The sequence below is a fragment of the Bacillus sp. FJAT-29937 genome (genome assembly GCF_001509555.1).
GTDB lineage: Bacteria > Bacillota > Bacilli > Bacillales > Cytobacillaceae > Cytobacillus.
The window spans coordinates 96,268-120,994 of the sequence record NZ_LMAS01000006.1 but is presented as its reverse complement, the minus strand read 5'-3'; the positions used below and the strand labels follow the sequence as shown (position 1 = coordinate 120,994).

Annotated in this window: 22 protein-coding genes; 6 read left to right on the top strand and 16 right to left on the bottom strand. The window is 39.9% G+C overall.

Translation table 11 applies throughout. From position 1 onward, the window contains the following. Nucleotides 1–5 precede the first annotated feature (5 nt). The 3 genes from AR328_RS14235 to AR328_RS14225 all read left to right on the top strand — a co-directional run bounded on the left by AR328_RS14235 (nt 6) and on the right by AR328_RS14225 (nt 3,471). Complete coding sequence (locus AR328_RS14235) at nt 6–1,397, top strand: sensor histidine kinase (RefSeq protein WP_066296354.1); 1,392 nt, start codon at nt 6–8, stop codon at nt 1,395–1,397. Continuing rightward, nucleotides 1,369–1,944, top strand: a complete 576-nt coding sequence (locus tag AR328_RS14230) for a response regulator transcription factor (RefSeq protein ID WP_066296351.1) — start codon at nt 1,369–1,371, stop codon at nt 1,942–1,944. Before AR328_RS14235 ends, AR328_RS14230 begins: the two co-directional genes overlap by 29 nt. A gap of 84 nt (nt 1,945–2,028) precedes the next feature. Further along, complete coding sequence (locus AR328_RS14225) at nt 2,029–3,471, top strand: serine hydrolase domain-containing protein (RefSeq protein WP_066296350.1); 1,443 nt, start codon at nt 2,029–2,031, stop codon at nt 3,469–3,471. 107 nt (nt 3,472–3,578) lie between these two features. Here the strand turns inward: AR328_RS14225 and AR328_RS14220 are convergent, their stop codons facing one another. The 3 genes from AR328_RS14220 to AR328_RS14210 all read right to left on the bottom strand — a co-directional run bounded on the left by AR328_RS14220 (nt 3,579) and on the right by AR328_RS14210 (nt 6,282). Continuing rightward, a complete protein-coding gene (locus AR328_RS14220) occupies nt 3,579–4,670 on the bottom strand; it encodes a serine hydrolase domain-containing protein (protein WP_082677243.1) in 1,092 nt (363 codons plus the stop codon). Between the two features lie 241 nt (nt 4,671–4,911). Beyond that, nucleotides 4,912–5,574 carry a CoA transferase subunit B gene (locus tag AR328_RS14215; RefSeq protein WP_066296342.1) on the bottom strand — a complete coding sequence of 221 codons (663 nt, stop codon included), beginning with the start codon at nt 5,572–5,574 and terminating at the stop codon, nt 4,912–4,914. A gap of 18 nt (nt 5,575–5,592) precedes the next feature. Then, nucleotides 5,593–6,282 (bottom strand): CoA transferase subunit A, encoded by a 690-nt coding sequence (locus tag AR328_RS14210; RefSeq protein ID WP_066296338.1) that lies wholly within the window; start codon nt 6,280–6,282, stop codon nt 5,593–5,595. 230 nt (nt 6,283–6,512) lie between these two features. Here AR328_RS14210 and AR328_RS14205 point away from each other — a divergent pair, with 230 nt between their 5' ends. Further along, nucleotides 6,513–7,388 (top strand): LysR family transcriptional regulator, encoded by an 876-nt coding sequence (locus tag AR328_RS14205; RefSeq protein WP_066296335.1) that lies wholly within the window; start codon nt 6,513–6,515, stop codon nt 7,386–7,388. 62 nt (nt 7,389–7,450) lie between these two features. Here the strand turns inward: AR328_RS14205 and AR328_RS14200 are convergent, their stop codons facing one another. The 8 genes from AR328_RS14200 to AR328_RS14165 all read right to left on the bottom strand — a co-directional run bounded on the left by AR328_RS14200 (nt 7,451) and on the right by AR328_RS14165 (nt 15,209). Next, complete coding sequence (locus tag AR328_RS14200) at nt 7,451–8,374, bottom strand: glycosyltransferase (RefSeq protein WP_066296332.1); 924 nt, start codon at nt 8,372–8,374, stop codon at nt 7,451–7,453. Between the two features lie 265 nt (nt 8,375–8,639). Continuing rightward, nucleotides 8,640–9,635 carry an SPFH domain-containing protein gene (locus tag AR328_RS14195; RefSeq protein WP_066296329.1) on the bottom strand — a complete coding sequence of 332 codons (996 nt, stop codon included), beginning with the start codon at nt 9,633–9,635 and terminating at the stop codon, nt 8,640–8,642. A 36-nt stretch (nt 9,636–9,671) separates the two neighbouring features. Continuing rightward, nucleotides 9,672–10,469, bottom strand: a complete 798-nt coding sequence (locus AR328_RS14190; RefSeq protein WP_066296327.1) for a TPM domain-containing protein — start codon at nt 10,467–10,469, stop codon at nt 9,672–9,674. Beyond that, on the bottom strand, nt 10,466–11,494 hold the full coding sequence (locus AR328_RS14185; RefSeq protein WP_066296317.1) for a TFIIB-type zinc ribbon-containing protein: 1,029 nt from the start codon (nt 11,492–11,494) through the stop codon (nt 10,466–10,468). The genes AR328_RS14190 and AR328_RS14185 overlap by 4 nt, the downstream gene beginning before the upstream one ends. A 210-nt stretch (nt 11,495–11,704) precedes the next feature. Further along, nucleotides 11,705–12,385, bottom strand: a complete 681-nt coding sequence (locus AR328_RS14180) for a PspA/IM30 family protein (protein ID WP_066296312.1) — start codon at nt 12,383–12,385, stop codon at nt 11,705–11,707. Nucleotides 12,386–12,955: 570 nt separating this feature from the next. Next, nucleotides 12,956–13,768, bottom strand: coding sequence for a pyrroline-5-carboxylate reductase (proC, locus tag AR328_RS14175; protein WP_066296309.1), 813 nt, complete (start codon nt 13,766–13,768; stop codon nt 12,956–12,958). A gap of 75 nt (nt 13,769–13,843) precedes the next feature. Then, on the bottom strand, nt 13,844–14,773 hold the full coding sequence (locus AR328_RS14170; protein WP_331457191.1) for a TRM11 family SAM-dependent methyltransferase: 930 nt from the start codon (nt 14,771–14,773) through the stop codon (nt 13,844–13,846). 79 nt (nt 14,774–14,852) lie between these two features. After that, a complete protein-coding gene (locus AR328_RS14165) occupies nt 14,853–15,209 on the bottom strand; it encodes a nucleotide excision repair endonuclease (protein ID WP_066296304.1) in 357 nt (118 codons plus the stop codon). A gap of 171 nt (nt 15,210–15,380) precedes the next feature. On the opposite strand from AR328_RS14165, the gene AR328_RS14160 reads away from it, so the two are divergent. Then, a complete protein-coding gene (locus AR328_RS14160; RefSeq protein WP_066296301.1) occupies nt 15,381–15,824 on the top strand; it encodes a GNAT family N-acetyltransferase in 444 nt (147 codons plus the stop codon). A 45-nt stretch (nt 15,825–15,869) separates the two neighbouring features. On the opposite strand, the gene AR328_RS14155 is transcribed toward AR328_RS14160, so the two are convergent. The 4 genes from AR328_RS14155 to AR328_RS14140 form a co-directional block, all read right to left on the bottom strand. After that, entirely contained in the window at nt 15,870–16,823 is a 954-nt protein-coding gene (locus AR328_RS14155) for an endonuclease/exonuclease/phosphatase family protein (protein WP_066297301.1), read from the bottom strand. Between the two features lie 140 nt (nt 16,824–16,963). After that, complete coding sequence (locus AR328_RS14150) at nt 16,964–18,463, bottom strand: malate:quinone oxidoreductase (RefSeq protein ID WP_066296298.1); 1,500 nt, start codon at nt 18,461–18,463, stop codon at nt 16,964–16,966. A gap of 563 nt (nt 18,464–19,026) precedes the next feature. After that, nucleotides 19,027–21,099, bottom strand: coding sequence for a HAMP domain-containing sensor histidine kinase (locus AR328_RS14145; protein ID WP_231734851.1), 2,073 nt, complete (start codon nt 21,097–21,099; stop codon nt 19,027–19,029). Then, nucleotides 21,086–21,772 (bottom strand): response regulator transcription factor, encoded by a 687-nt coding sequence (locus AR328_RS14140; RefSeq protein ID WP_066296287.1) that lies wholly within the window; start codon nt 21,770–21,772, stop codon nt 21,086–21,088. Before AR328_RS14140 ends, AR328_RS14145 begins: the two co-directional genes overlap by 14 nt. 360 nt (nt 21,773–22,132) lie before the next feature. Between AR328_RS14140 and AR328_RS14135 the strand changes: the two genes are divergently transcribed. Beyond that, on the top strand, nt 22,133–23,008 hold the full coding sequence (locus AR328_RS14135; protein ID WP_066296283.1) for an SDR family oxidoreductase: 876 nt from the start codon (nt 22,133–22,135) through the stop codon (nt 23,006–23,008). 147 nt (nt 23,009–23,155) lie between these two features. Here AR328_RS14135 and AR328_RS14130 read toward each other — a convergent pair whose 3' ends face one another. Further along, complete coding sequence (locus tag AR328_RS14130; RefSeq protein WP_066296280.1) at nt 23,156–24,346, bottom strand: hypothetical protein; 1,191 nt, start codon at nt 24,344–24,346, stop codon at nt 23,156–23,158. Nucleotides 24,347–24,727: the final 381 nt, after the last annotated feature.

The window sequence follows — 24,727 nt, the reverse complement described above, 5'->3', positions numbered from 1 at the left end:
AGAGCATGGTTCCTTATAGTTTCCAATATTTCTTTATTTATTTGTTATTACTCTTAAGCATTTTCTTCATCAGTGTATTTTTTTATTCACTTCCTAAGAGAAAACATCCTTATCTTCTATACTTTGGAGTATTCCTTGCAGCCATTTCAATCAATTTAATCGGCGCTTGGCAATTGCCGGCCGCCATAACCTACTCATCTTTCATAAAATACGCTTCCTATAGTGCCAGTCCTTTCTTTTTATTATTTTATGAGCAAATCTTTGGCCCAGGCTATAGAAAAATAAATCGCCGCTTATGGCAGGTCCATTTCTTCAGCTGGGGGATGATCACTATGCTATCCCTGCTCTCAATCGTTTACCTTGAAGATATTTTTCTCCCATATAGTCTATTGAATATTGCAACGGTATTATATATTGCTATTTCCACTATTAGAAACGCCTATAATGGGAACATTGATGCGAAAATTTTCACTTTTGGGCTTGTGTGTTTGATTGCCACTTTTATTTATGACCTTTCTTTAGCTATTAAAATCGCTAATTACGCTCCAACCCAAACGATCATATGGGGCTTATTAATTTTCACAGGCTGCTTAACAGTTATATTGCTGAAACGGTTCAAAGCGAAGGGAACTGATTTTATTTATGAGCCCTTCACCTTTCAGCACGACCCCCTTGATCTAAAAATGAAGGCCGATTCAATGGTATTGCACACGTTAAAAAATGAAATTAACCGACTGCTATATTTGAATGAACGCAATAAACGGATCATTTCATCAATGGATTCAACCTTAGCTGAACCCCTTGGGCGAAATTTCGAAGCAATGGACGAAACCCTCCTTCACATGAATAATATGATTCTAGCTACTAAAAAAACGGATGATTTTCAGCTAAACCTACAAACACAATCAATTAATGATGTTATCCATGAGGCAGCAAAGGGCTTCCATGAAGGAGACCAGCATCCAGGTATTAAATTTGAGATGAATTTATCTGCCTCAATCGATGCGGAAGTCGATCCCTTACATTTAAAAGAATGCATAACGAATTTATTATCAAACAGTGTTGAGGCAATTGAACATCAGAATGGAAAAATACAAATCAGCCTTTATCGTAAAAATCAAGAAGCTGTAATTGAAGTGACTGATAACGGCAAAGGGATTCATCGAGATCATTTAGATGATGTGATTACTCCATTATTTACGACAAAAAAGTCAGTTTCCCATTACGGAGTAGGTCTCTATTATGTTTATTTTATTATCAACAAACATGGCGGCACGCTATCCATCCCCTATTCAGAAATTGGGAAGGGGACAACAATGAGCATTCATCTGCCAATTAAAGCGAAATCATTTTGGAGTGTGAGAACGATTGGAAAAAATAAGAGTCATGCTGGTTGAGGATGATTCCAGATGGCAAAGGGATATAACAGAGGACCTTAAACTAGAAGAGGACCTTGATGTTGTTAAGGTAGTTTCCTCAAAAGAAGAGGCAATTGAAGCTGCTAAACACTTGCCTCTTGATGTAATCCTCATGGATATTAATTTAACCGATAATAACTTAGATGGAATTGAGGCAACTTCGGAAATCTCTAATTTAGGAAAAGGGATCAAAATCATCATGTTAACTGCCTTAGCCGAGCGGGAAATCATTGTTAAGGCGATTGAATATGGTGCCATTAACTATGTAAACAAATCCAGCATCCAAGATATCCTGAATTGCATTCGGGAGGCGCACTATGACCAGGTTTCCCTTCATCCGGATGCTACAAGCGCAATACTTAGAGAGATTCGCTTAAAGTCACTCACCCCGATGGAAAAAAATATTTTCAGCTTAAAGGAAGAAGGATATACGAGACCGCAGATGGCCGAGTATTTCCATACCACGCTAGATACAATCGGCACCCATATGAAAAACATTTCGAAAAAGCTCAAACGCCGCAAGTAGGGAGGGGAGAAAAAATCCCCCTCCTTTTTTTCTATTTTCCGCCCTACACTTAGAGCAGAAATACTTAGTTGAGGAGAATGAGAAATGAAAAAAATAATGATTTTATTTGTTTTTTGTATGTTACTAACCCCATTCCATCTATGGTCTGCACATGCACAGCCAAATGAACTTTCCGAGGAAAAAATTGATGAATACATTCAAGCAGAAATGAAAGCAGCTCACATCCCCGGACTAGCAATTGGAATTGTGAAAGGAGATCAGATTACTCATTTAAAAGGGTACGGAAAAGAGATTTCACCCCAAACTCCTTTTATCTTAGGATCAACCACCAAATCCTTTACAGCAATGGCCATTATGAAGCTGGTTGAGGAAGGTAAGGTTGATTTGGATTCGCCAATCCAAACGTATCTTCCCGAAATGGATTTCCCGAACATTTCGGTTAGGCAGCTTCTTAATCAGACGAGCGGAATTTCTAAGGCCCCTAAGCAAAATGGGGAGTGGCAAATCAAAAGAGAAAACATTGGGCAAGTGTTTGAATACTCCAATGAAAATTACAAGCTTCTTGGTCAAATTATTACCTCTGTTACTAATAAAGCTTATGAGGAGTATATTAGGGAAAATATTTTTACCCCGCTTGACATGACTCATAGCTATACCTCACAAACTCTAGCAGGGGAGAACGGATTAGCTGCAGGTTATCGAACGTGGTTTGGATTCAATTTTGAAAACGAACTGCCATTTAACGAGGAGTATCTTCCTGCGGGATATCTCATTTCAAGTGCAGAGGATATGACTCATTATTTAATTGCCCAAATGAATAACGGAAAATATCTCAGCCAAACATTAGTTTCAAATTCGAGTTTAGAAGAAATGCACAAACCAAGTGTAAAAGCGCCTATTATGGGGGAGGACAGTTATTACGGGATGGGCTGGTTTGTTTCACCAACCAATGGGGTGCCAACAATCAGACATTCAGGAGAGGCTCCTAATTATCATTCAACCATGATCATCATGCCAAATGAAAACTACGGAATTATTCTCCTGTCCAATATTAATAATTCGATCATCATCTCGGGGCTCATTGAGAAGATTGGGGCAGGAGTCGTTGATATTTTGGCAGGCAAAGAGCCTTCCAGCATTTCCAGCAATACTTTTCCTAAAATCTATATGATCATGAATGGGGTCATTCTGATTATCGTTGTTCTACTAATCTTTCATATGAAAAACATTTTAAAATGGCATTCCGGATTAATAAATGGGAAGTCACCCAAACTCAAAACGATAATCCTGCCGTTACTGGTTAACTTCATTTTACCGTTGCTCATTTTAACCCAGTTGCCAAATTCATTAGGATTTACATGGTCTTTCCTATATGATTTCATTCCTGATCTTACGAGTGTAATATGGGGTACTTCCGTTATCTTGCTTACTACAGGCTGTGTGAAGCTCTTTTTATGGATAAAGTTCTCTCTTGGCACAAGGGGACAGGTACCTTGTCCCGCTAACTTGAACGAAATGGCCAGGTAAGGACAGAACCCAATCAGCCCTTCAGCAGATTGGGTTCCGTTCTTTTTTTCACGCTTTCTTACTTTAAGGCATCCATGCCATTGCAAATAATAGTCCTTCTTCAAGTTCTAAAGGGATTTTTGCCAAAACCAAATGCCCTTTCCAAAAACGATGGAAGCTAATTCTCTCGTCAATGCTTTCGAATTCGTTTCCATTTGATTACTCAAAACGATAATCGTCAGGTCATCGTCTATGTATCTAGTAAGATAATTTCTGAAGCCGTTCGGATATCCTCCTGAATGGCTGATGTTGCGGTGTCCGAAGGTTTCGAACACATACCAGCCATAACCGTATTGATAAGGGAAGCTGCTTGAGTATACCGTATACATTTTATTTTGTGTTTCAGACTTTAATAACTTATTACTTTTTAAAGCTTGGTCGTATAAATAAACATCCTGTGCGGTAGATATAATATCTCCAGCGGCAAAAGCGATAGAAGGATCAACTTTCGGGCCAGGTTCCCCTTTCACATAGCCTGTCGCCAATTCTTGTGGATTTTCAACGTCGAAGGATGAGTGGGTCATACCTGCAGGTTTAAAAATATTTTCAGCAATATAGTCTTCGAATGATTGCCCTGATACCTTTTCAATAACCATTCCTAGTAAAAGAAATCCGGAGTTGCTATAACTAAATTTTTTGCCTGGTGTGAAGTTCAGCGGCTCATCTTTAAAAAGGTCGACAAGCTGTTCCTTTGTATATTCATGATCAAACTCGAACCCCTTGGAAAGATACTCAACATAACCTGACGAATGGCTCAATAGATGATGAAGCGTAATAGAGTCACTGTTTGGAAGGTCCGGATAAAATTTGCTCAACGGATCCTGTACGGAGAGCAGGCCCTTTTCCTCTAATTGCATAATGGCAGTAGCCGTAAATGTTTTTGTAATGGACGCAATTCTAAATTTCGTATCCTGCTGATTGGTAAGCCCTTCCTCCTTGTTAGCCATTCCATAACCTTTTTCCATTAGGATGTTTCCGTCTTTAGCAATAAGGACAACACCGCTGAAATCTTCCTTCTTTTCCATGAATGCATCCAGTTTCGATTGTAAATTGCCCGATCCCTTTGAATAATTAGAGTGTCCGAACAATAGTACAGCAGCAAGTGATAAAACGAGTAAAATGGCAAAGCTATAAAGCACTCTTTTAAGTATCCTTCTCATATGGGGTTATCCCAACCTTTCAAATCATATTGAAAATCCTGATACTTTGGTCCCACTCATTCTATTATAATGAATCGAAAGTACTAAATCTTCCCTATTTTATAAATTTATGTAGTTTTGTACCCCGTCATGCCTAACTTCTTGGAGACGGGGAGTCAAATTCTGCAGGTTGGGGGAATGTCTTTATCATCGGGATACAAAAAAGGAAAGGGTTTAATCCCTTTCCCAATTTTACATATCATTAAAATGCCTCGAGCTTCACATCATCAGCGATCTCAAGCTTCGGTTCCGTCACGTTGACAATATCTTCAATCGTGTAGCCCTTAGCTACTTCCACTAATTTCAAGCCACCCTCAGTTACGTCAATCACGGCACGGTCCGTAATAATGCGGTTGACAACGCCCATTCCTGTTAACGGTAAGGAACACTCATTTAAAATCTTCGGCTGCCCATCTTTATTCACATGGTCCATAATGACGATAATTTTTTTGGCACCATGCACGAGATCCATTGCGCCTCCCATCCCTTTAATCATTTTCCCAGGGATCATCCAGTTGGCAAGGTCACCCTTCACAGAAACCTCCATTCCGCCGAGAATGGCGATATCAATATGGCCTCCGCGAATCATCGCAAATGATTCAGCGCTAGTGAAGTATGAAGCTCCTTTAATGGCTGTAACGGTTTCCTTTCCGGCATTGATTAAATCAGGATCGACCTCGTCTTCTGTTGGATAAGGCCCAATCCCTAGCAGCCCATTTTCCGATTGTAAAACGACCTGCTTTCCTTCTGGAATATAATTGGCAACCATCGTTGGAATGCCAATACCTAAATTCACGTAGAATCCGCTTTCAATTTCCTTTTCAGCACGTCTAGCGATTTTTTCCCTCGTTGATGTTTTGGACATCATCTTCACTCCTTTCTTCTATTTTTGAACTGTTAGTCTCTCAATCTTCTTCTCTTGATTTCCAACAATTATGGCTTGAACATAAATACTAGGTGTGTGAATTTGATCGGGATCCAGTTCCCCAACCTCAACTAATTTCTCCACTTCAGCGATTGTTATTTTTCCAGCGGCAGCAATCATCGGATTGAAATTTCGGGCCGTTTTGTTATATACAAGATTGCCCATCTTATCCCCGACGGAAGCCCGAACTAAGGAAAAGTCTGCTGTCATCCCTCTTTCAAGCAGGTAAGCTTTCCCGTCAAACTCGCGGACCTCTTTTCCTTCTGCAATAGGTGTTCCCACCCCGGCGGGCGTATAGAAAGCTGGTATTCCCGCTCCGCCCGCTCGAATTCGTTCTGCCAGCGTTCCTTGTGGGACAAGCTCTACCTCAATTTCACCGGAAAGCACCTGCCGTTCGAATTCCTTGTTTTCCCCTACATAGGAACCAACCATCTTTTTGATCTGTTTGTTTTTTAAAAGCAAACCGAGGCCCCAATCATCAACGCCGCAGTTATTGGAGATAACGGTAAGATCCTTTACTCCTGTTTGCACCAATGCCAGAATTAAATTTTCTGGAATTCCGACTAAACCAAAGCCCCCAACCATAATGGTCGCACCATCGTTAATGTCCTTTACAGCTTCAGAAAATGATGTAAGTATGGTTTTCATTGCTTCAATCCCCTTTAAGTTTATCATTAATGGCTACAGCGCCTTGACTGGGCTAATATGAGACGAACCATTGCAAGGTTCGAGCCGCGCCTTCACCAATGTCAAAAGGAAAATATTTTGAAAATTCACAAATCAATTATCTAATTAATACTTTACAGCCATCATTACTATAAGTAAAATGAATAAATCGAATATAAACTATGAATAATCGGAATAAATAGGAGGCATCTATGGAACTGCAAGACTTAAAGTCTTTTATTGAAGTGGCTGTCCACAAAAGCTTTACGAAAGCAGCTGCCCATTCCTACTTAACACAGCCTTCCTTAAGCAAAGCTGTCAAAAAATTAGAGGAAGAGCTGCAAGTTACACTATTTGATCGTTCAACCAGGCATTTACATCTCACAGATGCAGGAAAAATTGTTTTTCAACACAGCCAAAAAGTTCTCGCTACCTTAAACGAATTAAATGTCCATTTAGATGAATTAAGGGATATTGCTTCGGGAGAAATTAAAATTGGCATTCCCCCGCTTATAGGAACCTTGTTTTTTCCGAAAATCGCCAGCGATTTTAACAAGCAATATCCAAAGGTTTCGCTTGAATTAATCGAACATGGCGCCAAGCTGATTGGGTCATTAATTGAAAATGGCGAAATAGATCTTGGCATTGTTGTATTGCCGGCCAATGAGGAGAAATTTAATATTTACCCCTTCATACAAGATGAATTTGTGTTGTATATCCAGGAGGATCATAAGCTTGCGGGCAGAAAATCAGTATCCTTACTTGAATTAAAGGATGAAAGGTTTATCATTTTTTCAGAAGACTTTACCTTACATGACTATATAAAAGATGCATGCAAAAAAGCAGGGTTTACCCCCGCTATTTCCTACCAAAGCTCGCAATGGGATCTCATTCTCGAACTGGTCTCATCGAATCTTGGAATTACACTCTTGCCTAAATCGATATTTAATAAACAATCTAACCGGAATGTCAAAATTATTCCTCTCGAAAACTCCACCCTATTGTGGAAGCTTGGAATTATTACAAAAAAAGGAGCTTACCATTCATTTGCATTGAAAGAGCTATTAAAAATGCTGGTAAAGGAATAAAAACGGGGAAACTTCAGCGATCTTGTTTCCCTATTTCCCTACATTTCGCCAGCCTGTCCGGTTTAAGCCAACTTGCCTAGAATTTTTTTAATATAGGAAACTAGCTGGACTGCACGTATAGACACCGTATGATTTTTATGAACCATCTCATAGCCTGTCCGCGCTATTTGCTTCCGATCTTCTTCATGATCTAAGTAATACTTAGCCTTTTCTAAAAAATTATCCTTATTAATTTCCACAAAGTGCTGCCCAGGAATAAAACCTAAATCCGTTAGTTCCTTTAAGGAAGGGGCAAGTAATAAGGTGTTGCACGCTAACACTTCATAATACTTGATAATGGGATAATGGAGGGTTGAATCACATGTGAAAAAAATTTTGGCGCGATTAATTTCTCTCGCATAGTTATCTCCGACAAGAGCCTTTTCTTCCCCTTCACTTATATTGCGATAGCCTGGATGTTCGCGATAAACAAAACCAGGGATTCCTTTCATCGTTTTCACGATCTTTTTTCTTAATGGGTAATACGACGCCATTTTCCCTAATAGGAGGTAATCGATATCCTTTTTTAAATGATAATCCTTGAAAATAGCCGGATTGAAGAAATGCGGGAGCCAGTACATGCGGTCTCTATATTCCGGAAACTTCCTTAAAAAGGGGTCTCTATAGATGCTAAATATATATTTAACCTTTGATTCCTCAATAAATTTCTTTCGTTTTTCCACTTCCCAATGCAGATCATGCATAATGATTCCAAAAGGGATTTTGAGCGTTGAGAGCCCAGAAATGGCCGGACATCTAGAATCCCTTAAATCATTAAGCAGGATGAAATCAGGCTTTTCACGTATTTTTCTAAGGATTTCATGAATGTCTCCAGGTTCGAACCATTCGATTACATCCATCCATTTTCGTAATTCATTCGTTAAATAAAATGTATTTCGTTCTACATATTGGCTAAAATCACGAGTGATAAAAAGAACTTTAATCATTTCATACTCCCTTCAATCAAAATTGACATGCACATAATATGGTATGTCGGGAGTTGTAAAATGCTAGTTCATTCCTAGGCTAGTATTGAGAATACGAATAAATTGGTTTTTATACCCAAACCAATATTTTTTAAAAACCGTATGGTCATTCACTTATTACGCGGGTCATGAGGACTAGCCCATGACCCTCTATAACTTAGCTCTGTCTTAACGGGCAACCCCTCTTTATAAAATAGCCCAACTTTTTAAAGAGGTCCCCGCCCGCTTAAACAAGCTTTTGCCCACAGTTGGAGCAGAAATTGCCTTCACCCGTTTTTGTCCCACAATTAGGGCAAAAATTAGGTCTTTTTTGCTCACCGCCATTCGATTGTGAAGGTGATTGTGCATTTTGAGAGGAGGCAGGCTGACCTTGGCCCTGCTGATTCATTTGATTCAGCATTTTGCCCGCGATATTCATCCCCATCATCATCCCAGCCATATCGGACGCCACTCCCCCCCCGCTCATTTTTCCTGAAGCCATGCCGTCCGTTATGGAAATCTGCTGGTACCGCTCAACATTGCCGACCATTCCATGTGAAGCATTTTTATTAATCATATCTTGAATTTCCTTCGGATAGCTGAAGCTCATGACATTAAAGCCTGTGATTGTGATGCCGCTCTTGATCATCTGCATATCTAAATCTTCCTGGATCCCTTTAGAAATTTCAAAGGAATTGGATTGGAGATTGAACATATCCTTCCCTTCTCTTGAAATCCATTTCATCAGGAGCTGATCAAGGATCGAAGTAATCCGTATTTTGACATCCTCTACGATATATTGCTCGCGGACTCCTGCTATTTGGTCAATTAAGGCTACATAATCATTTACTTTAAAATGAAATGTGCCGTTCGCACGAATCGGCATGCCGCCCGGGAGCCCTAGCGTTGGGATATTAATCGCATTTTTCGTTCCCCACTTTTCAATAAACTCCTTCGTGTTCACAAACAGCACTTCTACACGCATGCCACTGTTAAACCCAAACCTGAACCCCTTTAATGTCGATAAAAAGGGAATGATCTGCGATTCGATATCATACTCACCCTCATCACGAAATACCCCTTCGATTTTTCCATTATTAAAGAAGATCGCATCCTGACCTGGGCGAATAATCAATTTGCTCCCCTTTTTAATCTCCCGATTGCTCCATTTGTAAAAAATCATATCCTCTCTAAATTCTTGCCATTCCACTACATTTGCAAATTGGTTTCTAAAAAAAGACATCGATTATTTGCTCCTTTCCTCTATTACTAAGTTGCCTTAGAACTTGCCTCTGCTTCCGCTATGCGAGTGACCTCCCCTGCTGATTCCGCCACCGCCTCCACCGCCGCCTGAATTGGAGGACGGCTTCTTTTGCTTCGTCACGGTTTTTCTCACAAAATGATCGTACTGGTTTAGCACTCCGGATCGGGAACTATCCATATAAGTCCTTGCATTTACCGTGATCCTGCCGCCTGTGCGATAGCCCATAATCATCACAATGATTCCGGCTGTAAGTAAGGCTGCCGCCAATTGAAACCACCATTTAAAAAGCAGGTTTTCCGGATTCACACCTGGCTCATATCCCATGTACTGATGGGCCGTGTAGATAAACGTTGAAAAGGCTTGATAATATTGGCCTTCCGATAAATCAGGGGTAATTTTATTTCGAATCCGATCAAGACGCCCGCTATCTAAATACTGCTCCGCCTTTTTAAATCCTGCCAAATACACATCTCTTTCCTGCATATCAATCGTTAATATTGCCGTATTTCCATGCGGCTGGTCATAGCCGGGAGCCTGCTCATCATAGAAATCCTCCACAAATGGAACGATGTCCTTCCCTTCCGTCCCATTAGCCGTTATGACTAGAAAGGCCGTATTTCTTTCCTCCCCGAGTTTCCTTGCCAACGATTCTAATTCAGCCACCTCCTCCTCCGTTAGCAGCTCAGCGTAATCATAAATATATTGCGTCTGATTAAGTGACTCTGCTTTGGCTGATAACTCCCACGGGAGCAGCAGAAGTATGGCGGCGAAAAAGAAAAAGAGACATCGTTTGTTTACACAACTTCCTCTCACCAAAAGCCACCTCCCATCAAATAGGAAGCACATTTAAGGGCGACAAAGGTTCCGGCGGCAATCCCGCTAAACCACATAGCCACTTTGCCTGAACTAATGGGCGGTTTGCCGACCACTTTTCCTGTTTGCCCATTCATCGCAAAAACATGCTCGGCTTGATTGAAATCATAGCTGACCATCCACATAGGCAGTAAAACATAATAACTGCTTACATTTCTCGTATCAATTTGCTTATTCTTATAATTGACTGATTGATAGCCCGAAAATGTTGAACGAACATAGGACTCAACATAGTCGCTTATTTTATCCTTCGCCCTTGGAAGCAGTTCTTCATCCGTATAATTATATTTTTCCGCAATAAATCCAGCCAAATAAGGAGTTTTAAATTCCTTTAGCTGCTCATATGGGTATGGCTCCAATTTATCCATTAAGTCATCATGCATTTTTTCCGATGCATCCACTGGGATTTTGACGTAATCAAGGTTTATATCACGGAAAACGTCATAATAACTCGTTTCCGTATAAATATAGTCCCCTTTTGTGTAGGTTCTGACCTTCGTGCAAGTGGCATTCACCTGAACCTTGCTATTCAGATCGAATAACCAAAAAGGCACATACATGCCTGTTATACTCTTGATTCGGTCTGCAATCATGAAACCTTTCGGCGTAAGAAGCCCTTTTCTGCACCATTTTTTAAAGGCCTCAGTCGCCTCTTCCTTACTGATTGTAAAAGGAATCACCTTGGCAGGGGCAAGATGACCTGATAGCCGGTCCGCAATGACCACACCCGCCCCGCAAAAACTGCAGCTTGTGGCAGCCGTCTCAGCTGTTGTCATTAAAACGGCCCCACAATTCTCACAATGATATTCATTTGTCTCATCCTCTGAAAACGTGGCTCTCCTCAACTCTTCTGGATAATTTTCGATGCTCTCTTGTCTGCCGCAGCTCGGACAGGATAATTCGCCTGAATCAGCATCAAAGCTCATATCACTCCCACAGCTCGGGCATTTATAGTGAAAAATCACGCTCTCCTCACCTCTTTTATACTCAGGTTCTTTGTCCTACACGATTTACTCAAAAAGGCAAAAGGAGGAACTTGTGGACAAGGAAAATGTTTTTCATTTACCGCGAAAAGGAAAAAGGTGCTCTGCCGGGTAATGAACATTCAGGCCTTTTACCGCAAAAGTTAAAAAAGTGCTCTTCCGGGCAATGGAAAGCCTCTCGCGCCCACAACCTTATTTATTCATCCTTTCTTTCAGTGCCGAAAGCTCACGATCAATGTTACTGTCACTGCCCTTTTCTTCATATTTCGCTGCTAAGTCTGCAATATCATCCTTCGGGCCCGCATTTAGTTCGGCCATGGCTTTCGATTCATCTAATGCGCGATTAACCTTTTCTTCCATTCGGTCAAATGCAGAGATCGACTGTCCTGATTGGGCAGCTGAAGCTCCGAGCTTATTCATTCGTTCTTGGGTTTTTGCCACTGACCACTTCGCCTTTAGCATATTCCTTCGCGATTCCAATTCGCCGATATCCGCGACAAGCTTATCATGCATTTGCTTCATTTGCAGAGAGTTCGCTGAAGCCAATTGGAAAGCAGTCTGCAATTCAGAGAATCTCGCTGCCAATTCCGCTTTCTTCTCTAGAAACCGTCTCGCATCTCCTTCATTCCCTGCTTCTAGTGCCTTTACCGCGTAGCGTTCCATCTTCTCCATATCCTCTTGGCACTCATGTAATGCCCTTTTTGACCGCTGCTCCTCAGCCATTACCGAGGCCGTTTCCGATTTTACCTTCCCTAAATCCTTATTCAGGTTTCTTACATATTGATCAATCATCTTCTCAGGGTTCTCTGCCTTATCCAACAATGCATGAATATTGCTTGCCATAATATCCTTAAACCTTGTGATCATACTCATCTTATTTCGCTCCTCCCTTTTTGGAAAACATTACTACATTATACTGTGCAGTTTTCAATAAAGTTTCACTTTTTTACCGTGGTATTTATCGGACAGGCTAAACGTATTTTGGTTTCACAGTGCTTACACTAGAAACAACTTTATGACAAGAATTCTTGGTAATGATTCTTTTCTTATGGAGGTAGCTAGTAACGAAGCTTACTTTGACACGAACTCTCTTAGTTTGCTTTCAAAGAGGGCTGAGTAAGCACTTCATACATCGAATTCTTCAGGCTGAAGAAATTAGCGGACAGTGGTTCCTTTATTTCACAAAAATGCCATTATTCATAGGCTGATCGGACTTAGGCTCCGCTATTAGGGCTAATGAAGGGATTTTATGTATGATTTCCATCGATTAACGGAATGGGTGGCCGCAACAGTTGGAAATAGGGGGATTTTGCGCAAATAGCGGAAGGGGAGTCCTTTAAACTTTTGAGAGGACCGCCTTCCGCTAATAGTTACCTATTTTAGTAAAGTCAACACCCTGAGCTCCTACCATGTTCACTACTAATAAAAGTGTTATTACAACAATTATTTTCCCATTAATTCCTCATCTCTTTTAATCGTTGCATCTACACCCTTGATCACCGTTGAGATAAAGGCTTGGTCCTCTAACGCCACTAAGCCGGCTACCGTTGTTCCGCCGGGAGAGCAGACTCGATTAATATGCACCCATGGGTCCTCATCACTTTCAAGAATCATCTTTGCGCTTCCTAAAACAGCTTGTGCGGCAATTTTATTGGCTAACTCTTTCGGCAACCCATTTTTCACAGCGCCACGGGCCAAGGAATCAATAAATAAATACGCATAAGCAGGCGAGCTGCCAGCAATGGCTGTAAACGTGCTGAAATGCTCCTCAGGTAGTTCAATTGCCATGCCAATCGCATTAAACATGTCCAGAACAAAATTCACTTGTTCCTGGCTAGCAGATTTATTCCCGCAAACAGCTGCAGCCCCTTCACCAATCATGGCATTTACGTTCGGCATGACCCTAATAATGGCTAGCTCACTTCCTGCCTCTGTAAGCGTTTGGATCTTTTCAATCGAAGTTCCTGCTGCAATGGAAACAATCAGTGGATTTCTTGTTTGAATACACTCTTTCAATGGTGTTAAAACGGTCTCAAATTGGTTCGGTTTGACCGCTAAAACCAATATATCCGCACATTCTACCAACTCTTCGCAGGAGGCACATGTATTCGTTTCAGTCTCCCTAACAAACTGATTCATCTTTTCCGTATCTACATCGAATACAAAGATATCATTCGCCCTTGTATGTTCTTTATTAATCATCCCTCTAATGATGGCGCTTGCCATATTCCCTGTTCCAACAAATCCCACTTTCATTATCATAATCTCCTTAGTATTCATTTTTTAGAATCGCTAAAGCTATTATTGCTTCCCATTATAGGGAAATAAGGTTTACTTACATACAATCACTTCGCGGGTAAATGACCCTTTCCTAACGAAAGCCCGATCCACCACAACAAACCCTGTGTTGACAAGAATTTCATCAATCGGCTCAACGGTTACCACTAAAACTCTTTTAGCAAATCTACGAGCACTTTGAAGCATTTCGGCCTGCTCTTCTGGGGTGATGACTGAACATAAATTATACGGCAAATCAATAATCGCTGTGTCATATTGATTCGTGATGTCACGGATATCGGCTAATTTCACTTCTCCGGTTAGTCCAAAATGGGCGATATTCTCCCTCGCTCCGCCAAGAACAAGTGGATTTCTGTCACTTCCCACTATATCAATCCCCATTGATAAAGCCTCCACTAGTACGGTCCCAATTCCACAGCAAGGGTCAATAGCCTTGATCCCACTTGGATCAGGTATGGCGATATTGACAATGGCCCTTGCCACACGTGTATTAAGCGCCGTGGAGTAACTATTCGGCTTCTGCTGATGCCGATGCCAAACAGGTTCACCTTCAACATAATCACCAAATATCCATCTTCCGTTTACCACTATGACGCCAAACAATTGCTGTGGGTGATGGAGATCAGCCACTCCATTTATATGTAGTCCAATTTTCTTCTCAATAGTACGCCGATTTTCAAACCCTACCTTTTCAGGAGCACCATTTTTTACATATATCACTTTATAAGTTTCACCCGTTACTTCTAAGGCTGAAACTTGTTCAAGAAGATGATCAAGAGTTTCCGCCTCAAACATTACAGAAACTCTTTCCTTTAAAAACGGACTTCGGCTTGGATCCAGCATTAAATGGCTCTCCACAATGCCAATTTGCGGCTCACTCCCAAGTAATGTGCGCATTTCTAAATCACATAATGAACGTTCCCCTTCTTTGCAGGAATACGTATAAATATATTTACTAACCACCATTCTCATCCTTTTAAAATAATAAAAAGACAATAGATATGATCTAATTTGACTATACCTATTGCCTCTCTTAATAAGCTTATCTAAAAAACACCTTGTCTATATTGTACTTCGACTTAAGTTCATTAACGATATACGTTTCGTAAATTTCTCTATGTACAGGATCCTCTATTACACAAACTTCAATTTTTGTCACTTCATCTCTATGCAATTTGATTGGGGATACAGTATCCTCAAAATGCTTTTTAATTCTTGGTCTCAGCTTCCTTGCCTTCCCAACGAATAGTAGCTCTTGATTACTGTTATAAAACATAAATATACCACCCTTATCTCTAGGGATAAGATGAAAGTCAGTAAATCCATAAATATGGCTGAGCTCCGGATTTTTCTGTTTCGTAATGGTTACAGTTGGTTTTGGAATCGTTATGTTTATCACTTCGTTCAGTTCCTCCTTCAGTATCTCTTTTTACTTTTACATATCTCTCTTCAATAGTCAATTTACCTCTATTTTTATAAGGGAATAAAGGAAATAAATCGTTTTTACCGAATAAATAGAAGGCGTTATTTTTTCAAAAGTTTTTTGATGAATGGAATGGAGTGTTGACATATGTTGCATTTAGAATCGATTACGAAAGACAATTGGCGTAAGGCCATTTCCCTGCGTGTCCGTGAAGATCAAGTGATGTTTGTGGCATCTAATGCGGTATCATTAGCCCAGTTGAATTTCCTTGAAAATTTCCACGCAAAAGGAATCTATAACGGCGAGGAAATGATTGGATTTACACTTTTCGGAATTGACGAAGACGACCATGAATACTGGATTTATCGCATGATGATTGATCAAAACCATCAAGGGAAAGGGTATGGCAAAGAAGCGATTCAACTTGTAATTGACGATATTAGGAACATGAAAGAGGATCGCCATCAAACCATCTCCCTATCTTATGAACCAACAAATGAGCACGCAAAACGTGTTTACGAAAAAGTAGGTTTCCAAGAAATAGACGGGCTAATGATCGGAGACGAACAAGTTTCCCGCTTTACGTTTTAACTGAAAAAAGCTGCGGATCCTAGCGTCCGGCAGCCTTTTCCAATTTTACGGTAAAAATAGCCTGCCAACTACTCCAGCATGATCAGAAGGCCAGAGCGCGGTTGGGGTTCTATCGCTTTGGTCTTCCCCTACTAGATCTGCACGAATCGGCATCCAGCCGTTTTTGAATAAAATAAAGTCTATTCTTCTATTAAGTGAGGATAGACCATTTAACAAATCCGCATCTTGACAGCAGGTAAAGCCGCCCCCTTGACCTGCTTCCTCCCAAACATCCTCAAATCCTTCTGATCTAAAATTTCCGTAAGTTGGTGTACCCGTGCCATCAGCATCCGAATTCAAATCTCCAAGGATAATAACCGGAAGATTGGTTTTGGCGGGCCCTTTCAGTATTTCGTTGCCTTGCGCAATTTGGACACCTTCAGAAAGAGGTTCCAAATGGGTGTTGATCACCCGGAAAGTACGGCCATTTGCTTTCACATCGATGAATGACCATCCCCTAACAATCTGAAAGGTTTTCACCCCAATGGGAACTTTCAAATTGACTTGGAATTCCTTTGAGATGGATTGAATAACCTGCAGTCCGGATTGCTTTCGGACTAAAGTAGTGTCTCTGTCCGACAAAGATACTGAATTCCCTTCACTTGAAATCAGGGAAGCAAAACCGTTTTTATTTGTGGCCGCGACTTCATACTGTAATCCGAATTTTCTCAGTTCTTTTAACAGAAGTTTAATAAAATTGTATTTTACGATAGGGAAACTTGGTACTGACATGACTTGCAGCGCCCATAGTTCCGCTTCTTGCAATCCGATGATATCAGGCTGATTCAAAGCAATTTGACGGGCGATTTCTTTTACACGTTCAGGAAAATTAGTCGCTAGAAATTGGCGATATACCTCGGTAACACGTTGTGGAAGTTCATTAACCTTCGCGGTAAAAATCGGCCCCAAGTCTGCACCAGCATAAAGATTCCACGTCATAAATGTCATGCGGCCCTTCATTCCCAATTTTATAAACTCCTTTATGATCAAAAGTAGTATATGTATATGGCGCTTTGGACCGTTGTGAAACCGCAAATTAACGATAAAAAAGAACCTTCAATCTAAAGCTAGATTAAAGGTTCGGAACTTTTATCTGAAATTTAACTATGAACTAATTCTTTTTCGGCTAAACCGAGCGTTTCTGCTGTTGAAGTGTGAATTTCGTGCAGAAGCTCTGGATTTTCCATAAGTGACAAGCCATAAGAAGGGATCATTTCTTTAATTTTCAGCTCCCACTCTTTCACATGTTGAGGGAAGCATTTATTTAAGACCTCAAGCATAACGTGAACAGCCGTAGAAGCACCTGGAGAAGCTCCTAATAATGCTGCAATCGAGCCATCAGCCGCATTAATTACTTCCGTACCAAATTGAAGCGTTCCTTTGCCAGCCTCAGTATCTTTAATTACTTGTACACGTTGGCCCGCTACTACTAATTCCCAATCCTCAGATTTAGCGTTCGGAATGAATTCTCGCAGTTCTTCCATACGCTGTTCTTTCGATAACATAACCTGCTGGATTAGGTATTTCGTCAATGACATTTCTTTTGCACCTGCCGCCAGCATTGTTAAAACATTATTTGGTTTGACTGAAGTAATTAAGTCCATATTTGAACCCGTTTTTAAGAACTTCGGTGAGAATCCGGCAAATGGTCCAAATAGCAATGATTTCTTATTATCAATATATCGTGTATCAAGATGTGGAACAGACATTGGAGGCGCACCCACTTTAGCTTTTCCGTAAACTTTTGCATGATGCTGTTCAACCACTTTTGGATTGTTACATGACAGAAAAATTCCGCTTACAGGGAATCCGCCAATATGCTTGCTTTCAGGAATGCCCGTTTTTTGCAGCAAATGCAGACTGCCGCCGCCGCCGCCGATAAAGACAAATTTGGCTGTATGGCGTTCGATGTTGCCGGTTTCCATATTCCAAATTTTCAATTCCCATAGACCATCACTAGTCCGGGTAATATCTTCCACTTGATGTTTATATTTGACTTCAATGTTTTGATTTTTTAAATGGCCAAATAGCATACGTGTTAATGCACCAAAGTTAACATCCGTTCCTGAGTCAATCTTTGTCGCTGCAATTTGATCATTCGATGAACGGCCTTCCATAATAAGCGGAATCCATTCCATCAACTTTGCCGGGTCATCGGAAAATTCCATCCCTTTGAACAGCGGATTATTTGAAAGCGCTTCAAAACGCTTCTTTAAAAAGGTTACATTTTCTTCCCCTTGTACCATACTCATATGGGGCAAGGGCATGATAAAGTCATGCGGATTATTGATTAGCTTTCTGCTGACAAGATAAGACCAAAATTGCATCGAAATCTGAAATTGTTCATTAATTTTGATCGCCTTGCTAATATCGATAGATCCGTCTGGTTTTTCGCTTGTATAGTTAAGCTCGCACAATGCGGCATGCCCAGTTCCTGCATTATTCCATTCGTTAGAGCTTTCTTCTCCAGCCTTTTCGAGCTTTTCAAACACTGAAATGTCCCATTCCGGTACTAATTCTTTCAGAAGTGTCCCTAAAGTCGCACTCATGATTCCGGCACCAATTAAGATGACGTCAGTTTTCGTTTCGCTGTTGCTCATTTTAACCATCCCTTATACCTAAAATTTGCAGAAAGGATGCAGGCTCCCCTACTTAAGCGCCACACCAAGCGAAGGCGCGATCTAGTCCACACCGATTCTGTATCAAAAATAAGCTTATCGTGATTATATCACATTAATAAGTATATCACATTTATCTATGAGTATAACACATTTATTTGTAGATTAGTATATTTACTATTATATGATAATTTTAAGTTATTTTAAAGCTGAGAAGTTCATCCAGCGGGCCCAGGTCTTCGCAATCTTGATGAAACTTCACTACAAATAGTCATGCATGGAGTTTGGCGGACAGTAGATCCGTTATATGTATGAAATAGCCATAATTTACAGGCAAAGCGGACACTGGGTACGCTATTGACGGAAAAACACAGGAAATTAACGCTTTTTTTATAAATAGCGAAATCCATGTCCACAAATATGAAAAATCGCCCACTTTTGCCCAATTAACGGAACAGATGTCCGCCAAGCACAGATGGATGGGGGATTTCCTTATTAGATATGAAAAGACCAAATCATAATCGATTTGGTCTGCTAAGTTCCCTTTAGATAACATCTTTATATTTAGGCATATAAATCATCGTCTTAAATAAATCTCCATCGACTTGTATCATGAATTTGCCTTTTTGTATTTCAGTCAGGCTTTCGGCAATGGATAGCCCTAATCCGCTGCCTTGGCTCGTTCTGGATTCATCGCCTCTTTTAAAACGCTCCATTAATTCGTCTGCTGAAATATTGAGCTCATAGGCTGAAATGTTCTTAAAGGTGAGAAGGACTTCGTTGCCTGTCTCCTCGATGTCGATATATACTCTAGACCCTTTAAGGGCATATTTGAATATATTGGATAATACGTTTTCAATGGATCTCCATAATAATTTTCCATCGGCTTGAATATATACCTTTTCCTTAGGGTAATTGAATCTAAATTCTAAACCCAGCTCTTCGACTTTATCACTTACTTCCCCTAGGCCCTGATTGATTAACGAACTAATATCGATTCGCTCCAGCTGAACGGGAATATTTCCGCTGGAAGCTTTTGCTGCTTCGAATAAATCATCCGTTAATAGTTTTAACCGTTTTGATTTTTGATCTAATACTTCGACATATTCGGCTACCTTTGCTGGGTCCTTTTCCTTTTTCAATAAATCTACATACGTAATAATAGAAGTTAATGGGGTTCTTATATCATGGGATACATTCGTGATAAGCTCCGTTTTCAGCCGCTCACTTTTTAATTCGCTATCCACCGCTTTTTTCAATCCATCAGTCATACTGTTGATGTTAGCCGCAAGTTTACTAAACTCTCCTTTTCCGCCAACATCGATGTGATGATGAATATCCCCATCTTTTATCCTCTCGACCCCTTCTTTTATAGCATTAAATGACTTGACTCTTCTTAATGAGAACCAAGCAGCCAGCCCGATCGTGATAGGAAACATGAAAAATGTTAAAGCAATCAAAACGGGGTATCCAATAACAATTAAAACTGTTTTGACCGCAACATTTCCGTTTTCATATACATCCTTTACAAACTTAAACAGAATCGAGAAGAGTTTATAAATTAATGTATGCTTAAAGAACGTTCTATTTTTGATATGCCTTACTAGGGATAGAATCAGCATGAACCCTGCTGCGGAAATCGGAATCGTGATTGGAATAACAGCCTTGTGTATGTTTGAATAAGTTATAGTTTCCATCGTGGCAACCCATGTCACCATAAGTCCTGAGAATAGGAAAAAATTAATATCCACATATAATTTATCTACTGCGTGTAAATGGACCTCTTGATCCTTAAATAATCTTCTCCCGGCCACAGTGACTAAATATAGAAATAAAAGAATAAACCCTGTAAAAAATCCTACTACTCTATAAAAACTTTCTGTGGCACTTGCCTTACTTTCTTTCCAAGCTTTTATTTTGTTATTTAAAAATTCGTCTGTAAAAGCGATATAAATAGCCTTTCCCTTTGAATCAAATTCTTCTTTACCTTCTCGAAACCAATAGAAGGATTCATTGTCTTCTATTTCCTCTGGGTAAATTTCACTTGAATAATCCTCAAACAACAAGTAAGAAGGATAAGTTTTAAACTGTCCCTTTTCCGTCTGCGAACTGTTCTTAAATACATTTACCCCATCACTTGCATAATACAAAGGACCTTTAATTTCTTTAATATTTTGCATTAATAAATGAAACTCTCTTAAATCATCCTTAATCAGCCTGTCTCTTGCCTGAGAGATCTTATCTGCATAGTCTTCTTTAAACTTTTCATAGTTTTCCGTTTCACTTAAATTGGGATTGAAATTTTTCGAATGAAACTGATAATCTTCAAATAAGTTTTCTTCTTCGTTTCTCCATTCTTCCTCACTGATCGTTCCACCATTTAAAATATGTTCCTCACTCTTATATTCCCCGATCAATCTAGTAAGGTCAAAAAGGAGAGGTTCACTTTCCCGTTCAAATGACTTGCTGCGAAAGTAGCTGTCTCCAAAAACAAGTCCAAGATCCCCATCGCCCTTGACTGCTAAATCTACAGATGCTTGGATGGCACCTGTAAAACATGTAATCATTAAGATAAAAATAATTATTTTTGTTGTCATTAAGTGGCTAAACTTTTTCAACTTTATATCCAACTCCCCACACCACCTTTAAATATTTGGGCTCTTTCGGGTTGATTTCGATTTTCTCTCTAATTTTTCTAATATGAACGGTGACCGTATTTTCTGGACTGAAGGCTGTTTCATTCCATACTTTTTCATAAATTTCTTCAATGGAGAATACTCTCCCGGCGTTTGCTGTCAGAAGCTTTAGGATCTTATATTGTACCGGTGTCAAGCGGACTGCCTCTCCATCAACCGTTATCGTTTTGCTTTCATCATCAATCATGAGGCCGCCCGTTTTGAAGACATTTTTCTTTGTTTCCAGCCCGCCTAATGTTGTATACCTTCTTAGCTGGGATTTCACTCTTGCGATGAGTTCTAAAGGATTAAAAGGCTTCGTTATGTAGTCATCCGCTCCAATATTTAATCCTAAAATTTTGTCGTAATCCTCTGATTTGGCAGAAAGCATGATCAATGGAATTTTATTAGTTTCCCGAATCTTCATGGTTGCGTTTATTCCATCCATCTTAGGCATCATAATATCCATGATAATCAGATGAATCTCCTGGTCATCAATGATTTCTATCGCTTCGATCCCGTTAAAAGCCTTGAATATTTGATAGCCTTCATTTTCCAAATAAATCCCAATCGCATCCACTATCGCCTGATCATCATCACAAACCAATATGTTCATTTGCATTCTCCCCTGTATTTATAGTCGATGGCCTATCTCCCCTTTATTTTTTGTCCTAAAGATAGAATAGCCAACAAATCTTAACAAACTCTTTATGTAAATCTTAAGATTTTCTTAAGTGTAGTCCTATGAAAATAATATCGGTTCTGGGCTTTATAGAGAAGGGATTCTATTTTTAAAACTTGGCGCAGTGAAACTAGGGAAGCCGTTGGGCAGTGGAAGGAATATTTAAAGTATACAAAAAGGACGGTAGATCTAAATAAGTTTCGTAAAAAAATCGCCAGATACCATCGAAACAAATAATCCATGCAAGTTTACTCCATACTAGGAAAATAAATACTAGTTGGAGGTTCGTTCAACATGCCAAACAAACAAAATCAGCCGAAGCAAAACGCTTTTCCCCCACAGCATCAAAACAAGCAGCCTGGACTAGAAAGTCGGATGGATCCAAAACCAACCTCAATTGACCCCAATTATAAAGGGGCAGAGAAATTAAGAGGAAAAATAGCTTTCATTTCAGGTGGTGACAGCGGAATTGGAAAGGCTACAGCCATCTATTTTGCTAAAGAAGGGGCAAATATTGCGATTAACTACCTGGAAGAGCATGAAGATGCAAACGAAACGAAGCAATTAATTGAGGCGGAAGGAAGAGAATGTCTATTACTTCCTGGAGATATCGGAAATGAGTCTTTTTGTAGAGAGATTGTCAATAATGCGATTGACCAGTTTGGGAAAATAGATGTATTAGTAAACAACGCAGCAGAGCAGCACCCTCAGGATAGTCTCCTGAATATTTCTTCTGCCCAACTGGAAAGAACCTTTCGGACAAATATTTTTTCTTATTTTTATTTAACAAAAATGGTTCTTCCGTATTTACAAAAAGGCAGTTCCATTATAAATACCACTTCCATAACAGCCTATGCCGGACATGAACAGCTGATTGATTACTCAGCAACCAAAGGGGCAATCGTTACTTTTACTAGATCTCTTGCGTTGTCACTAGCGGGAAAGGGAATACGCGTTAACGGTGTAGCACCGGGGCCCATTTGGACTCCATTAATCCCATCTACATTCTCAGTCGATAAGGTGGCTCAATTTGGGACCGACACACCGCTTGGACGTGCAGGACAGCCATACGAACTAGCGCCTGCCTATGTATATTTGGCAAGTGATGATTCTTCCTATGTAAGCGGGCAGATTATTCATGTGAACGGCGGCACGATCGTAAACGGATAGACTTTTTCAAAAAGAGAGAAAACGGTCACCATAATGTTCATGGTGGCCTTGTGACTACTGCATGTTTAATTGAAGGCGGGGAGAATGCCTCCCCAACCTCTCTTTTTTCTATCTTTAAAAGACTAGTTTACCGAAATCGGCACTGCATTATTTGAAAAAGTTCAAAAAGCTAGAGTAGGCAGTCACTAAATCTTTATAGTATCCAATTAATTTGTCCATAATTGAGAATTTGGAGTTGTCAGTTTCTACTGCGTCTTTTTGATCATTTTCTTGAGTTGCCTCATCCGTTTCAACATCTGTTGCTGCTTGTTCATCTTGAACAGTTTCCGGATCTACTTGATCTTCTTCCGTTTTCCCAGGTAAATCTTGGCTATCTGTTGCATCAACATTCTCTAAGTCAACTTGGTTATCTGCTGCATCAACATTTTCTAAGTCGACCTGGTTATCTGCTGCATCAACATCAGTAGGAATTGTTTCATCCGAAACAGGGATACCTTCAGTCGTTTCTAAAGCTGTATCTGTAGTTTCTTCAACCTCAGTCGTACTTTCAATATCAGTATCAACTGGTATTTCTGCTAATGGATCTACTACGTTTTCTTCTGATTCATTTTCTACCATTACTTCAGAATCTGTTTGATTAAATTGCTTCTCAATGAGTTTTTGATAGTATTCAATAAGGCTTTGATAGCCATTGGTAATTGATTTGTAGGTTCCAACTACCCATTGATCAAACAACCCTGCATCTACATTTGAAACATTTTCGTCAGTTTTAGCGTTGTCAGTTTCTACTGCTTCATCTGCTGTTTCTTCTGATTCTGCATTTTCTGTGCCTTCTTCAGCTTGTCCTTCGTCAGTAGATTCAGCTGTTTCTTCCCCTTGGGCTTCCTCTTCTACTGCTTCATCTGCTGTTTCTTCTGATTCTGCATTTTCTGTGCCTTCTTCGGCTTGGGCTTCGTCGGCAGGCTTAGCTGCCTCGTCAGTAGCTTGTGCTTCTTCTTCGCCATCAGCCCCTTCAACCGGTTTTGGTTCATCTTTATCATCATCTGTATTAAGCTTAACTGTTTTAAACGATTTGTTTTTTGCTAGTTCGCTAATCAATTTCCCTTTTTCAGGAGATCCCGGCAGACTTGTAGCTAATGCAGATACTTCCTGACCGTGATTTTTTACATGTTGCAGAACTTCTGGTTTAACTCCTTTATTTTCTAGCTCTGCGGCAGAAGTTGGTGCACCAGCAGCTAAAAATGCAGCAGCCATCATAGATGTGGACATCGCAAATGGAGCCACTTTTTTTGCAAACTTTTTACTTTCTTTTTTTGAATTCATTTGTTTTTTATTCATCTTTTTCTCTCCCTATTTGTTATTTTTCTCTAAATTGCTGATAGATGTTTTTCTGCAAATTATATGTATAGCAGCACCTTCCTTTATAGCAAATCAGATTCTAGCAGCCCATTAACTGCCTGACTCATACTATAAATTAGAGAGATTACCATGATATGTCACATGAATTAAAAAAAATAACGATTAGCTTACCATTTTGTAGAATATTGTAATAAATAAAATGTCTTAATTTCCCAATCTACATCTTTCAATTTCTTTCTGGATGGCACCTTTTAGATATTCTGCCTGCATTTCCACCCTTTCCCATTCCCTCCAAGTTGACTGTATAACCCTAACAACTTCCATTACGAATAAAACAGGAACGAAAAAATTATTTCTATA